At 69.2% G+C, this 14,559-nt stretch carries 9 protein-coding genes; 4 read left to right on the top strand and 5 right to left on the bottom strand.

Annotation, left to right across the window (positions count from 1 at the left end):
- Positions 1-317: 317 nt before the first annotated feature.
- From purL to xerD, 3 genes are all read right to left on the bottom strand, one after another.
- Complete coding sequence (purL, locus tag PJ250_RS03995; protein WP_271647257.1) at positions 318-4,289, bottom strand: phosphoribosylformylglycinamidine synthase; 3,972 nt, start codon at positions 4,287-4,289, stop codon at positions 318-320.
- Positions 4,290-4,392: 103 nt separating this feature from the next.
- Entirely contained in the window at positions 4,393-5,229 is an 837-nt protein-coding gene (locus tag PJ250_RS04000) for a thioredoxin fold domain-containing protein (protein WP_271647258.1), read from the bottom strand.
- A gap of 432 nt (positions 5,230-5,661) precedes the next feature.
- A complete protein-coding gene (gene xerD, locus PJ250_RS04005; protein WP_271647259.1) occupies positions 5,662-6,630 on the bottom strand; it encodes a site-specific tyrosine recombinase XerD in 969 nt (322 codons plus the stop codon).
- A 130-nt stretch (positions 6,631-6,760) separates the two neighbouring features.
- Between xerD and PJ250_RS04010 the strand changes: the two genes are divergently transcribed.
- On the top strand, positions 6,761-7,243 hold the full coding sequence (locus PJ250_RS04010) for an RDD family protein (protein ID WP_271647260.1): 483 nt from the start codon (positions 6,761-6,763) through the stop codon (positions 7,241-7,243).
- A 6-nt stretch (positions 7,244-7,249) separates the two neighbouring features.
- Here the strand turns inward: PJ250_RS04010 and lptG are convergent, their stop codons facing one another.
- Both lptG and lptF read right to left on the bottom strand, forming a co-directional pair.
- The gene (gene lptG, locus PJ250_RS04015) at positions 7,250-8,350 is read right to left on the bottom strand and encodes an LPS export ABC transporter permease LptG (RefSeq protein WP_271647261.1); all 1,101 of its coding nucleotides are present in this window, start codon (positions 8,348-8,350) and stop codon (positions 7,250-7,252) included.
- Positions 8,347-9,429: an LPS export ABC transporter permease LptF gene (gene lptF, locus PJ250_RS04020; RefSeq protein WP_271647262.1), complete on the bottom strand. Its 1,083-nt coding sequence runs from the start codon at positions 9,427-9,429 to the stop codon at positions 8,347-8,349. The genes lptG and lptF overlap by 4 nt, the downstream gene beginning before the upstream one ends.
- A gap of 143 nt (positions 9,430-9,572) precedes the next feature.
- Between lptF and PJ250_RS04025 the strand changes: the two genes are divergently transcribed.
- From PJ250_RS04025 to PJ250_RS04035, 3 genes are all read left to right on the top strand, one after another.
- On the top strand, positions 9,573-11,051 hold the full coding sequence (locus PJ250_RS04025) for a leucyl aminopeptidase (protein WP_271647263.1): 1,479 nt from the start codon (positions 9,573-9,575) through the stop codon (positions 11,049-11,051).
- 94 nt (positions 11,052-11,145) lie between these two features.
- Complete coding sequence (locus tag PJ250_RS04030) at positions 11,146-11,571, top strand: DNA polymerase III subunit chi (RefSeq protein ID WP_271647264.1); 426 nt, start codon at positions 11,146-11,148, stop codon at positions 11,569-11,571.
- Positions 11,572-11,653: 82 nt separating this feature from the next.
- Positions 11,654-14,482 (top strand): valine--tRNA ligase, encoded by a 2,829-nt coding sequence (locus PJ250_RS04035; RefSeq protein WP_271647265.1) that lies wholly within the window; start codon positions 11,654-11,656, stop codon positions 14,480-14,482.
- The last annotated feature ends 77 nt before the right edge of the window (positions 14,483-14,559 follow it).

A 14,559-nucleotide genomic window follows, 5' to 3' on the forward strand; every position in this document is an offset into this window, starting at 1 on the left:
GGAGATCTTTTTTCGGTACTTCGGGAGGTCCGCTGACTTGCGGGGGGATTTATGGCGGACCTGGCGCGTTGACGGAGGTCACGTGCTTGATTCGATAGTCATCCAGGGGATTTCAGTGCGTCAAGTGGCGTTCATGCCACAGCTTGACACACGCAACCCTTTGTTAAAAAAGGGGTTTTAGCTGATCCCGAGCTGAATCAAGGCTCGAAAAGCGTCAAAATTTTGTCACGTAAAGTGATGGACGTCACAAAAAAGAGCGCCCGCCGAACAAATCGGCGGGCGCGCTCTGGCAACACGTTGCAGTGCAGTAAACCGGATCAACCGCACCACACGCGTGCGTTACGGAACATGCGCAACCAGGGCGAATCCTCCGCCCACCCCTCCGGGGCCCAGCTCAGGTTGATGCTGCGCGGCGTGCGCTCGGGATGCGGCATGAGGATCGTCGCGCGGCCATCGGCAGTGGTCAGGCCGGTAATGCCGTCCGGCGAGCCGTTCGGATTGATCGGATAACGCGCGGCCACCTGGCCATCGCCATCGATGAAGCGCAGCGCCACCCGCGCGGTGGCCTGGTCGACCGGCGAGTCGAACTCGGCACGGCCCTCGCCATGGGCCACGGCCACCGGAATGCGCGAGCCGGCCATGCCGCGGAAGAACACCGACGGCGATTCGACCACCTCCAGCAGCGAGGTCCGTGCCTCGAACTGCTCGCTGCGGTTGCGCAGGAAGCGCGGCCAGTGCTCGGCGCCAGGAATGATGTCCTTGAGCTGGCTCAGCATCTGGCAGCCGTTGCACACGCCCAGCGAGAAGGTCGACTCGCGGGCGAAGAACGCGGCGAACTGTTCGCGCAGCGCGGCGCGCTCCAGGATCGAGGTCGCCCAGCCGCGGCCCGCGCCCAGCACGTCGCCGTAGCTGAATCCGCCGCAGGCGGCCAGGCCGGTGAAGCGCTCCAGGGTCACCCGGCCTTCGATCAGGTCGCTCATGTGCACGTCGAAGGCATCGAAGCCCGCACGCTCGAACGCATTGGCCATCTCGATCTGGCCGTTGACGCCCTGCTCGCGCAGGATCGCGACCTTCGGCCGCGCGCCGGTGGCGATGAACGGCGCGGCGACGTCCTCGGCCGGGTCGAAGGACAGCTTCGGCCTGAGCCCCGGATCGGCGAAGGTGCGCGCGGTGTGGCGCTCGTCGTCGGCGCTTTCGGGGTTGTCGCGCAGGCGCTGCATGGCGTGGGTGACCGACCACCAGCTGTCGAACAGCTGCTCCCAGCGCCATTCGGCCAGGGTGCGATCGCCCAGGCTCACCCGCACCATCGGCGCGGTGGTGGGCTTGGCGATGCGCTGGGCGCATTCGGTCAGGGCGTGGCGCTCGACCAGATCGGCGAAGGCAGCACGGTCCTCGGAGGCGATCTGCACGATGGCCCCGAGTTCTTCATTGAACAGGCTGCGGAACGGGTCGTCGCCCCACGCGTCCAGGGTGATGTCCACGCCCAGGTGCGCGGCGAAGCCCATCTCGCACAGCGCGGCGAACGCGCCGCCGTCGCTGCGGTCGTGGTAGGCCAGCAGCAGCCCGGACGCGCGCGCATCGCGCATCAGCTCGAAGAAGCTGCGCAGCAGCTGCGGCTCGTCCAGGTCCGGCGTGTCACCGCCAAAGGCCGGCAAGGCCTCCTCGCCGGCATGGACCTGGGCCAGCACCGAGCCGCCCAGGCGCTGTTTGCCGCCGCCCAGGCCGATCAGCCACAGCTCGGTGTCCGGCTCGCGCGAGAGCACCGGGGTGAGCTGGGTGCGCGCGTCATCGACCGGTGCGAACGCCGAGATCACCAGCGACACCGGCGAGACCGTCTTGTGCGCCTGGCCGTCGGCCTGGTACTGCGCCTGCATCGACAGCGAGTCCTTGCCCACCGGGATGCTCAGCTCCAGTTCCGGGCACAGCGCCATGCCCACGGCGTGCACGGCGTCGTACAGCAGCGCGTCCTCGCCGGCGTGGTTGGCCGCGGCCATCCAGTTGGCCGACAGCTTGACCGTGTCCAGCGCCTGCACCGGCGCGGCGCACAGGTTGGTGATCGCCTCGCCCACGGCCATGCGGGCCGAGGCGGCCGCATCCAGCAGCGCCAGCGGGGTGCGCTCGCCGATGGACATGGCCTCGCCGGCAAAGGTGTCGAACCCGGCCAGGGTGATGGCGCAGTCGGCCAGCGGCAGCTGCCAGGGGCCGACCATCTGTTCGCGCGCGGTCAGGCCACCGACGCTGCGGTCGCCGATGGTCACCAGGAAGCTCTTGGCGGCCACGGACGGATGCGCCAGCACGCGCAGACCGGCCTCGTGCAGGTCCAGCCCGACGGTCTTCAGCTCCGGCCAGCGCGGCGGCGCCGGGTGGGCGGTGTCGCGGTGCATCTTGGGCGCCTTGCCGAACAGCACGTCCATGGGCAGGTTGATTGGGTGAGCGGAGGCGCTTGCGGACCACTGGTCCGCGCCTTCGCGAACGCCAGCAGGCTGTGCCTGCTGGCCGGCAAGCGGGGTGCCCTCGCGCTCAGCACGCAATGATTCCACGCTGACGCCATATCCGACGACCAGCCGCTCCTCCGCGGTGGTCACGCCGACGGCGGCGAACGGGCAGCGCTCGCGCGCGCACATCTGCGCAAATTCGGCCAGGCGCGCCTGCGGCACGCCCAGCACGTAGCGCTCCTGCGATTCGTTGCACCACAGTTCCAGCGGAGACAGCGAGGGATCGTCGCTGGGCACCTTGTCCAGGTCGATCACCCCGCCCACGCCGGAATCATGCAGCAGTTCGGGAATGGCGTTGGACAGGCCGCCGGCGCCGACATCGTGGAACCAGCGGATCGGGTTGTCCGCGCCCAGCGCCACGCAGCGGTCGATGACCTCCTGCACGCGACGCTCCATCTCCGGGTTGTCGCGCTGCACGCTGGCAAAATCCAGGTCCTCGGCGCTGTCGCCGGAGGCGACCGAACTGGCGGCGCCACCGCCCAGCCCGATCAGCATCGCCGGACCACCGAGCACGATCACCGCATCGCCCGGCTGCAGGGTCTTCTTCTCGACCTGGTTGCGGTCGATCGCGCCCAGGCCGCCGGCCAGCATGATCGGCTTGTCGTAGGCGCGGGTCAGGCCCGGTCCTTCGGCCAGCTCGAAGCTGCGGAAATAGCCCAGCAGGTTGGGCCGGCCGAATTCGTTGTTGAACGCCGCGCCGCCCAGCGGGCCGTCCAGCATGATCTCCAGGGCCGGGGCCATGCGCGGATTCAGCGCGCGCGGGGCCTCCCAGGGCTGGGGCAGGGTCGGGATGCGCAGGTGCGAGACGCTGAAGCCGGTCAGGCCGGCCTTGGGCTTGCCACCGCGGCCGGTCGCGCCCTCGTCGCGGATCTCGCCGCCGGCGCCGGTGGCCGCGCCGGGGAACGGGGCGATCGCGGTGGGATGGTTGTGGGTCTCCACCTTGATCTGGAACGCGCTGGGCACCACCGCTTCGCTGCGGTACCGGCCGGTGGCCGGGTCGGGGCGATAGCGCGCGGCCGGCAGGCCTTCGACCACCGCGGCGTTGTCGCTGTAGGCACTGAGCGTGTGCTGCGGGGTCTGCTGATGGGTGTGCTTGATCATCTTGAACAGCGAGCGCTCCTGCTCGCGGCCGTCGATGGTCCAGCTGGCGTTGAAGATCTTGTGCCGGCAGTGCTCGGAGTTGGCCTGCGCGAACATCATCAGCTCGACGTCGGACGGGTCGCGCCCCAGCTCGCCGTAGCGCGCGCGCAGGTAGTCGATCTCGTCCTGGGCCAGGGCCAGCCCCAGGCGCGCGTTGGCGCCTTCCAGGTCGTCCAGCGCGATGCGCCCCAGCTCCCCGCGCGCCGGGGCCTCGAACAGGGCCTGGGCCTGGTCGGTCGAGGCCAGCAGCGACTGGGTCATCGGGTCGTGCAGCAGCCTGGTCACCGCGGCCAGGGCCTGCGCATCGTCGGGCAGGCAGGCCAGGTCCACGCGGGTGCCGCGTTCGACCCGGTGGATCGGCAGCCCCGCGCCGCGGACCAGCTCGGTGGCCTTGCTCGACCAGGGCGACAGCGTGCCCAGTCGCGGGACCACGAAGCGGCTGCTGGCGCCGGCCTCGCGCTCGGCGGGCGCCTGGCCGGCCTGGAGGATGCGGCGCAGCGCATCCAGGTCAGGCGCGGTGCCGGCCTGCGGATCGATGAAAAAGACCTGCCAGGTCCCGAGCAGGCGGACCTGCGGGGCGACCGATTTGAGGCGGGATTCAAGCCGCGCGCGGCGGAACTGCGACAAGGCCGGCTGGCCTTCGAGGACGATCATGTCCGGAACCGTGGGGTGCGAGCCGTCAAGACGGGGCCGGCCATTGTAGCGAAGCCGGCGCGGGGCCGGCTTCGAAAAGCGGTTCGGACGGCGCGAATGCCGGTTACGGCATCCCGGCCGGCGAGGCCTGGGCCTTGGTGGCATCGGCGGCCGCCAGCTTGTCCAGCGCCGCGCGCATCTCGGCCGGCGGCAGGTAGCCGCCGATCTGGCTGCCGTCCGGGGCAAAGATCGCTGGGGTGCCGTTGACGCCCAGGCGCTGGCCCACGTCGTACTCCATGGTCACCGGGTTGGTGCAGTCGCGCGGGGTGACCTTGCCGGAGGTCTTGGCATCGGTCAGGGCCTGCTTGCGGTCGGCCGCGCACCACACCGAGATCATGTCCTTGTGGTCCTGGCTGCCCAGGCCCATGCGCGGCCAGGCCAGGTATTCCACGGCGATGCCCTGCTTGTTGTACTCGGCGATCTGGCTGTGCAGCTTGCGGCAGTAACCGCACTCGATGTCGGTGAAGACATTGACGGTGTACTTGGGGTGCTCGGGGGCGAAGACGATCTTGTCGCTGGTCTTGATCGACTTGAGCAGATTCTGCCGATAGCTCGATAGCGCCGGGCTGGACTGCATCATGTCCTTGCGATCGTTGATGTCCACCACGCTGCCCTGCAGCAGGTACTTGCCATCGTCGCTGACGTAGACCAGCTGTCCGGCGGCGATCACCTCGCGGAAGCCCGGCAACGGCGCCTTGCCGATGTAGTCCACGTCGACCTGCGGGTTGAGGCGCTTGAGCGCGGCACGGACCTTGGCATCGGCCGGATCGTTGGACGCGGCCTGCGGGGGCGTGGCATCGGCCTTGGCCGTGCCGGCCTGCCCGGCGGCGTTCTGCGGCTGCTGGGCGCAGGCGGTCAGGCTCAGGCCGGCCAGCAGGGCGAAGGGAAGAAGACGACGCATCGGACATTCCTGATTCGAGGGCGGCGACCGGTTCAGCAACTGGCCGCCTGCGCGTGGCCCGCCGTGGCGGGAGATCGCCCGGATTCTCGCACAAGCCGGCTGAAGGCCTGTTTGCGGGGTTTGGTACAGCGTGTTGCAGTGCTTGGATGCCGCCATCCAGGAGCGCGCTCGGGTGTGAACCGGTTAAGCACTGCTGCGACTCCTTCGCGATCACCTCTCCACCCGCCTTGCATGGCGGAACCTGATCGCTCTCCAGGACGCCCCGCCCGACCATCCCTGGCCGGGCGTTCGGCGCACGCGCGGGATGCCGCGCGTGCTTGCAGGATGGATTCCCGTGGCCATCCATGGCGCAGCCTTATCGGCTCCGGAACGCCCGGCCCGGCCATCCATGGCCGTGCGTTCGGCGCACGCGCGGCATGCCGCGCGTGCACCTCACCCCCGTGGGTGGTGTTTGGCGTGCAGGCCCTGCAGGTGCTGGCGGGCGACCAGGGTGTAGATCTGGGTGGTGGAGAGCGAACTGTGGCCCAGCATCAACTGCAGCGAGCGCAGGTCGGCGCCGTGGTTGAGCAGGTGGGTGGCGAAGCTGTGGCGCAGGCCGTGCGGGCTGACCCGGGCCGGATCGATGCCGGCCAGTGCCGCATACCGCTTGACCAGGCCCCAGAACGCCTGGCGGCTCAGCGGGCGCCCCTGGGCGTCGATGAACAACGCGGTCTGCCCGTCCGTCCGAACCGCGCCGCGCGCTCCGGCCAGTACCGCGCGGGCCTGGTCCAGGTAGCGCTGCAGCCAGTGCTGGGACTCCTCCCCCAACGGCACCAGCCGCTCCTTGCTGCCCTTGCCCATGACCCGCAGCACACCCTGGCGCAGGTTGACTCCAGTGTCGGGCAGGGTGACCAGTTCGCTCACGCGCAGCCCGCAGGCGTACATCAGTTCGAGCATCGCCCGGTCGCGCAGACCCGCCGGCGCGGCGACATCCGGCGCCGCCAGCAAGGCCTCGATCTGGCTTTCGGACAGGGCCTTGGGCAGGGCGCGCGGCAGCCGTGGTGGATCGAGCAAGGCGGTTGGGTCGTCCGTGCGGCGCCCGCGGCGGACCAGTTGCCCGTAATACGCGCGCAGGCAGGACAGCAGGCGCGCATTGCTCCGGGGGGAATATCCCTGCCCGGCCCGCCAGGCGAGGAAGGAAAACAGCAGCGCGCGATCAGCCCTGGACAGCTCGGCCGCGCCTTGCTCGGCGGACCAGCGCGCAAGGCCCTCCAGATCGCGACGGTAGGCCTCCAAGGTCGCACGCGCCAACCCGCCTTCGGCCCACGCGGCATCGAGAAACCCATCGATGCTCGCGCGATCGGCGGGGCGACAGGCAGGCAAGGCGTTGACGCGCTGGCGTCGGTCGGCGGGCGTGGACATCGCCCCAGCTTAGGGCGTGTCGTTGGGTTCCCGAAAGACGCGCCGCACGGCCGTCGCGGTCGGCAGGCAAAGGCGCCGCCATCCCGCGGCGCGCTATGGCCGGCAGGCCAGGGGCGACTATGCTGGCGCCATGTCAGCGCCCGTCCCGCCCCTCGCCCTGCCTCCGCCGCGCCACGCATTCGTCGGCTGGCGCCTGCTGGCCCTGTGCTACGACGCGTGGCCGGCGCTGGCCCTGTGGTTCGCGGTGTCGGCCGCTTTCACCGCCGGCTATACCTATCTCGGCCACCACGCCGCGCGCCAGAACATCGCGCCTTTCAGTGCCCTGCAGTGGCTGCTGTGGGCCTGCTGCTGGTGCGTGACCGGGCTGTATGCCACGTTGAGCTGGCGCCATGGCGGGCAGACCCTGGGCATGCGTCCCTGGCGGATCGCGGTGGTGGGCCAGCACGCGGAGCAACCACCTAGCTGGCGTGCGCTGTGGCTGCGCTACACGGTCGGCACCGTGTCCCTGCTGTGCGCTGGGCTGGGCTTCTGGTGGGCGTGGGTCGACCGCGACCGGCTCACCTGGCACGACCGCCTGAGTCGGACGCGCCTGCTGCGCAGGCCCCGGACCTAGCCCGGGTCAACTGCTGCGCTTGCGGAACAACCACCAGGAGATGACCAGCATCAGGACCGGCGTGGCGGTGTAGGCCAGGCGGTAGTCCAGGTGCAGCGCGGTGCCCATGCGTCCGAACAGCAGCTGCAGCAGCCAGAACGCCAGGGCGAACATGATGCCCGTGAACAGGCGCTTGCCCATGCCGCCGCTGCGCAGGCTGCCGAAGGCGAACGGGATGGCCGCCAGGCACAGCGCCAGCACGTTCACCGGATAGAACCAGCGCCCCCAGTAGACCTCTTCGTAGTCGCGCGCATCCAGGCCGTTGCGCCGGCGATAGGTGATGCTGCGCGACAGGTCCTTGGCCGACATGTAGCGGGGCCGCCCCAGGCTGGCGGCCAGGGCCGCCGGATCCAGCTTGGACGCCCAGGTCTCTTCGGGCACCTTATCCTGGCTGAGCGAACGCTCGCCGAAGGTCGTGCGCACCACGTCCTTGAGCAGCCAACTGTCCTTGCCATGGGTGGCGGTGGCGGCATGGGCGATGGAGGCCAGCCGGCCCTGTTCGTCGAGCTGGTACATGCGCACGTCGCGCAGGACCACGTCGTCACGCCCATCCACCTTGGTCTCCTCGCCGGTCTGCGCGTTGAGGAAGATGTCGCCCTCGCGTGCCCACAGGCTGGCGTAGCGTCCACGGGCTACATCGCCGTATTTGGCCGCCGCCTTGAGGTTGTCGGCCTGATCTTGGCCCCAGGCCCCGACCCATTCCATGCTGACCACCATCCCGGCCGTCAGCAGGCCCAGGGCCACGGCCACCGACAGGCTTAGCCGACGACGCGACAGTCCCAGCGCGCGCAGCGCGGTCAGTTCCGAACTCGCCGCCAGTTGCCCCAGCCCCATCAACGCGCCGATCACCGCGGCCGTGGGAAACAGGGTGTAGGCACGGCGGGGCACGGTATAGGCCACGTAGGCCACCGCATGGCCGAAGGTGTAGCTGCCCTTGCCGATGTCCTTGATCTCGCCGGACATGGCGTTGGTCATGTCCAGGCCCAACAGCACCGCCCATACCAGGATCACCGTCCCCAGCACGACCTTGCCGACATACAGGTCGTGGATGCGCAGCAGACGGCTCATGCGCGGGCTCCGCGCGGGCGACGCAGACGGCCATCACGGCTGTAGGCCCACACGCCGAGCACCAGCAGCGGCACGCTCAGCCACCACAGCCCGGCCGCGGCGGGCAGCTTGCCGCTGGTCAGCCACTGGGTGCCATTGATCATCATCAGGAAGGCGACCAGGTAGCCCAGGAACCCCAGCATCACCCGCCCGTAGCGCGACTGGCGCGGCGCGCTGCGCGCCAGCGGCAGGGTCAGCAGGGCGAAGGCCAGGCACAGCAGCGGCGGGGTGATGCGCGCGTGCAGCTGGGCATTGGCCTGCGGCCGGCTGTCGCCAAGCAGTTGCCCGGTGGGCAGCAGTTCGGGATCGTCGTCGGGCTTGCTTTCCTGCTGGTCCGGCAGCGCCACCGCATTGCTGGCGTAGCGCATCAGGCGGAAATCCTTGCCGTCATCGGCCGGCCCCTCCACCCGGAAGCCATTGTTCAGCTGCAGGTAGCGCGAGGTCTCGCCTTCGAAATACATCTTGCCGCTCCTGGCGGTCACCACGTCCAGCCGGTCGCCTTGCTGGCGCTGCATGAACACCTTGCTCAGTTCGGTGCCATCGGCGGACATGCCGTCGACGTAGACCACCGAGCCATTGCTGAGTACGGTGAACTTGCCCGGTTCCAGGCCGGCCACGATCAGCGAGCGGTTGGCCTGGGCGATCATCGACTGGCTGGTGCGTGCGGCCAGTGGCCCCAGCCACAGCGAGATCATGCCCACCAGGACCACCATGGGCACCACCAGCAGCAGCAGCGGCCGCAGCAGGCGCCGCGGCCCCACGCCGATGGAGGTCAACACCGGCATTTCCGAGTCGCGGTAGAGCCGGGCGATGGCCAGCATCAGGCCCAGCATCAGCGACAGCGACAGGATCAGCGGCATGAAGGTCACCGCCGCCAGCCCCAGCTGGGACAACAGCAGCCCCGCCGGCAGCTTGCCGTCGGCCACGTCGCCCAGCACGTCCACCAGCAGGCCCCCCAGGCTCACCACCAGCAGCACCATCAGCGCAGCGAGGAAACTCTGGGTGAATTCGGCGAAGAGATAGCGGTCCAGCTTCGGCATCGGGTGGGGGTTGCCTTACAATTACGGGTTCGAGTGCCGGTGCGCGTATCGCGCGGACCGAGGCTGAGCCGGGGCATCCAGCACCGCGGCGGCCACGGATTGTACGTAACTGCTGGTGAAACCGACTCAACGGAATCTGCGCAATGGCCCTGGAATTCACACTGAACCATGACACCCCCACCGCCGCGGCGGTCGACTGCCTGGTCGTCGGCGTGTACGCGGACAAGACCCTCGATGCAGCGGCCAAGGCGGTCGATGCGGCCAGCGACGGCCGCTTGACCGCACTGGTCCAGCGCGGCGATGCCCCCGGCCGCAGCGGCCGCACCACCCTGCTGCACGACCTGCCCGGCGTCACCGCCCCGCGCGTGCTGGTGGTCGGCCTGGGCGAGGCGGCCAAGTTCAACGTGCCGACCTACCTCAAGGTCGTCACCGAGGCCGTGCGCGCCCTCAAGGATGGAGCCTCCACCAGCGCCCTGATCACCCTGACCGGGCTGGACGTGCCCGGCCGCGACGCCGCCTGGGCGATCCGCCAGGCCGTGGCCGCCACCGAGCACGCCACCTACCGCTACACCGCCACCCTGGGCAAGAAGAAGGCCGAGCCGCTGAGCCTGGCCAAGGTCGCCTTCAGTGGCGACGACGCCGAAGCCCTGGCCCAGGGCATCGCCATCGCCAACGGCGTGAAGTTCACCCGTGAGCTGGGCAACCTGCCGCCGAACATCTGCAATCCGGCCTACCTGGCTCAGCAGGCGCAGGACTTCGCCGCCGCCCACGATGGTGCGGAGGCCGAGATCCTGGACGAGGCACAGATGGAAGCCCTCGGCATGGGCTCGCTGCTGGCCGTGGCCCGCGGCTCGGCCAACCGCCCGCGCCTGATCGTGCTGAAGTGGAACGGCGCGGCCGATGCCAGCGCCCGGCCCTACGTGCTGGTCGGCAAGGGCATCACCTTCGATACCGGCGGCGTCAACCTGAAGGTCCAGGGCGGCATCGAGGAGATGAAGTACGACATGTGCGGCGGCGCCACGGTGCTGGGCACCTTCGTGGCCGCAGTCGGGCTGAAGGTCCCGATCAACCTGGTGGCCATCGTGCCGGCGGTGGAGAACGCCATCGACGGCAACGCCTACCGTCCCTCCGACGTGATCACCTCCATGTCCGGGCGCACCATCGAGGTCGGCAACACCGACGCCGAAGGCCGCCTGATCCTGTGCGACGCGCTGACCTACGCCGAGCGCTTCAAGCCGGCCGCCCTGGTCGACGTGGCCACCCTGACCGGCGCCTGCATGGTCGCCCTGGGCCGCCATGCCGCCGGCCTGATGAGCAAGCACGACGACCTGTGCGACGAGCTGCTCTCCGCCGGTGAGCACGTCTACGACCGCGCCTGGCGCCTGCCCCTGTGGGACGAATACCAGGCCCAGCTGGACTCGGCCTTCGCCGATGTCTACAACATCGGCGGGCGCTGGGGCGGGGCGATCACCGCCGGCTGCTTCCTGTCGCGTTTCACCGAAGACCAGCGCTGGGCGCACCTGGACATCGCCGGGGTGGCCAACGACGAGGGCAAGCGCGGCATGGCCACCGGCCGCCCGGTGAACCTGCTGGCGCAGTGGCTGCTGGACCGCGCGGCCTGATGGCGTGCGGGGCGGGCGCGATGCTTCGAGCGCCCTGCCCCGCACGCGTCAGCGCATTCGCGCGACGACTCCCCATTCCCCACCCTGGTTGTTCATGGCCCGCGCCGACTTCTACCTGATCGCCAAGCCGCGCTTCCTCGAGGCGCCCTTGCACCTGGTCTGCGAACTGGCCAAGAAGTGCTACGCCACCAGCCAGTACACGGTGATCCTGGCCCGCGATACGGCCCAGGCCGAGGAACTGGACGAGCTGCTGTGGGCCTTCGAGGACGATGCCTACGTGCCGCACCAGATCGTCGGGATGGATGACGAGGACGAGGTCACCCCGGTCCTGATCGCCACGCCGGAGACCGACACCCCGCAACGTCCGCTGGTGATCAACCTGCGCGATGACGCCTACGCCGGCACCTGTGAGCGGGTGCTGGAGGTGGTGCCCGCCGATCCGGCCGCCCGCGAGCCGCTGCGCGAGCGCTGGCGTCAGTACCAGGCCCGGGGCTTCTCGCTCAACAAGCACGACATGTAACCCCTTCGGCCGGCGCCCGTGCCGGCCGATCCGTATTTTCGTTCCGCCCGGCGATGCGCCGGGACGACCAAGACCGATTGCCATGACCGAACCGCTCGCCTCCAGTTATGACCCCAAAGCCTTCGAAGCGCGCCTGTACGCGCAGTGGGAGGCCAGCGGCGCGTTCAAGCCCTCCGGCACCGGCACCCCCTACACCATCCTGCTGCCGCCGCCGAACGTCACCGGCACGCTGCACATGGGCCATGCCTTCCAGCAGACGCTGATGGACGCGCTGGTGCGCTACCACCGTATGCGCGGCTTCGACGCGCTGTGGCAGGTGGGCACCGACCATGCCGGCATCGCCACCGAGATGGTGGTCAGCCGCAACCTGGCCGCCGAAGGCCAGGGCGAAACCCGCGACTCGCTGGGCCGCGAGGGCTTCATCGCCAAGGTCTGGGAATGGAAGCAGCAGTCCGGCGACACCATCGAGCGCCAGATGCGGCGCCTGGGCACCTCGGCCGACTGGTCGCGCAGCACCTTCACCATGGACCCGCAGCCCTCGCAGGCGGTCAACGAGGCCTTCCTCCGCTGGTACGAACAGGGCCTGATCTACCGCGGCCAGCGCCTGGTCAACTGGGACCCGGTGCTGAAGACCGCGATCTCCGACCTGGAAGTGGAAAACGTCGAGGAAGACGGCTTTCTGTGGTCGATCCGCTATCCGCTGGCCGACGGCGCGACCTACGAGCATGTCGAAGTCGATGCCGACGGCACTGAAACCCTGCGCGAAGTGCGCGACTACCTGGTCGTGGCCACCACCCGCCCGGAGACCATGCTCGGCGATACCGCGGTGATGGTGCATCCGGAAGATCCGCGCTACGCCGGCCTGATCGGCAAGGCCGTCGCGCTGCCGCTGAGCGAGCGCACCATTCCGGTGATCGGCGATGACTACGTGGACCGAGCGTTCGGCACTGGCGTGGTCAAGGTGACCCCGGCGCACGACTTCAACGACTATCAGGTCGGCGTGCGCCACGACCTGCCGATGATCAATCTGTTCACGCCCACCGCGACGATCAATGACAACGCGCCGCACAAATACCAGGGCCTGGACCGCTACGTCGCCCGCAAGGACGTGCTGGCCGACCTGGAAGCGCTGGAACTGCTGGTCGAAACCAAGCCGCACAAGCTGCAGGTGCCGCGTGGCGACCGCACCGGGCAGGTGATCGAGCCCTACCTGACCGACCAGTGGTTCGTGAAGATGGACGGCCTGGCCAAGCGCGGCCTGGAACGCTTCGAAAACGGCGACATCCAGTTCGTCCCGCCGAACTGGATCAACACCTATCGCCACTGGATGGAGAACATCCAGGACTGGTGCATCAGCCGCCAGCTGTGGTGGGGCCACCGCATCCCGGCCTGGTATGACGAAGCCGGCACCTGCTACGTGGGCCGCGACGAGGCCGCCGTGCGCAGCGCGCACGGCCTGGGCGATGAGGTGGTGTTGACCCAGGACAGCGACGTGCTGGAGACCTGGTTCTCCTCGCAACTGTGGCCGTTCTCCACGCTGGGCTGGCCGGACGAGGCGGCCATGGCCGAGCGCGGTTTCGACCGCTACCTGCCCAGCGACGTGCTGGTCACCGGCTTTGACATCATCTTCTTCTGGGTGGCGCGCATGGTCATGGCCACCGACAGCTTCACCGGGCAGGTGCCGTTCAAGGACGTCTACATCACCGGCCTGATCCGCGATGCGCAGGGCCAGAAGATGTCCAAGTCCAAGGGCAATGTGCTGGACCCGCTGGACATCATCGACGGCATCTCGCTGGACGACCTGCTGGCCAAGCGCACGCGCGGACTGATGCAGCCCAGGCTGGCCGAGAAGATCGAAAAGGCCACGCGCAAGGAATTCCCGGATGGCATCGCCGCCCACGGCGCCGATGCGTTGCGCTTCACCATCGCCGCGCTGGCCACCCACGGCCGCGACATCAAGTTCGACCTGGGTCGTGCCGAGGGCTACAAGAATTTCTGCAACAAGCTGTGGAACGCCAGTCGCTTCGTGCTGATGAACACCGAGGGCGCGCAGTTCAGCGGCGCGCCCCAGCCTGCGACCGATGCCGAGAAGTGGATCCTCGCCGGCCTGGCGCGCGTATCGGCCGAGGCGGCCGAGCACTTCGCCGCCTACCGCTTCGACCTGCTGGCGCAGGCGCTGTACGAGTTCGCCTGGAACCAGTTCTGCGACTGGTTCGTCGAACTGGCCAAGCCGGCCTTGAATGGCGCCGATCAAGCTGCCGCCGACAGCACCCGCCACACCCTGCTGTACGTGCTCGAGCAGCTGCTGCGCCTGCTGCATCCGCTGGCCCCGTTCGTGACCGAGGAACTGTGGCAGCAGGTCGCCCCGCGCGTGGGCGTGGCCGGCGAGAGCATCTCGCTGCAGGCCTACCCCACCGCAGAAAGCGTGGGCGCGGCCGGTTTCGCCACGGCCGAGGCCGATGTGGAATGGCTCAAGGCCATGGTCAGCGCCCTGCGCCGCGTGCGCAGCGAACTGGGCGTGTCGCCTGGCAAGAGCGTGCGCCTGCTTCTGCAGGCCGGCACCGAGCAGGATCGCGCGCGCGTGGCGCGCTTCGCCTCGCAGCTGCAGTTCCTGCTCAAGCTGGAGGCCATCGAATGGCTGGACGGCGCCGAAGCGCCTGCCTCGGCCGCCGCCGTGGTCGGCGAGCTGCGCCTGCTGGTGCCGCTGGAAGGCCTGGTCGATCTGGACGCCGAGCGCACCCGTCTGGACAAGGAGATCGCCAAGGTCGCCGGCGAACGCGAAAAGAGCGAGGCCAAGCTGGCCAAGTTCAGCGACAAGGTGCCCGCGGCGGTGGTCGAGCAGGAACGCGTGCGCCTGGCCGACTGGACCGGCCAGCTGACCGCCCTGCAGGAGCAGCGCGCCAAGCTGTAAGCCCGCTGCCGACAGCGGCGCAAGTCATTGCCAATGGCTGCTGTGGGCACAATGGCTGCCCTGCTGTTGATGGGCAG

Origin of the sequence: Pseudoxanthomonas sp. JBR18 (assembly GCF_028198165.1) — a bacterium.
Lineage (GTDB): Bacteria > Pseudomonadota > Gammaproteobacteria > Xanthomonadales > Xanthomonadaceae > Pseudoxanthomonas_A.

Excerpts from the sequence above, each read along its gene's own strand:
- PJ250_RS04000 (WP_271647258.1), bottom strand. The coding sequence starts at position 5,229 with ATGCGTCGTCTTCTTCCCTTCGCCCTGCTGGCCGGCCTGAGCCTGACC.
- PJ250_RS04035 (WP_271647265.1), top strand. The coding sequence starts at position 11,654 with ATGACCGAACCGCTCGCCTCCAGTTATGACCCCAAAGCCTTCGAAGCG.
- PJ250_RS04010 (WP_271647260.1), top strand. The coding sequence starts at position 6,761 with ATGTCAGCGCCCGTCCCGCCCCTCGCCCTGCCTCCGCCGCGCCACGCA.
- xerD (WP_271647259.1), bottom strand. The coding sequence starts at position 6,630 with ATGTCCACGCCCGCCGACCGACGCCAGCGCGTCAACGCCTTGCCTGCC.
- lptF (WP_271647262.1), bottom strand. The coding sequence starts at position 9,429 with ATGCCGAAGCTGGACCGCTATCTCTTCGCCGAATTCACCCAGAGTTTC.
- purL (WP_271647257.1), bottom strand. The coding sequence starts at position 4,289 with ATGATCGTCCTCGAAGGCCAGCCGGCCTTGTCGCAGTTCCGCCGCGCG.
- PJ250_RS04025 (WP_271647263.1), top strand. The coding sequence starts at position 9,573 with ATGGCCCTGGAATTCACACTGAACCATGACACCCCCACCGCCGCGGCG.
- lptG (WP_271647261.1), bottom strand. The coding sequence starts at position 8,350 with ATGAGCCGTCTGCTGCGCATCCACGACCTGTATGTCGGCAAGGTCGTG.
- PJ250_RS04030 (WP_271647264.1), top strand. The coding sequence starts at position 11,146 with ATGGCCCGCGCCGACTTCTACCTGATCGCCAAGCCGCGCTTCCTCGAG.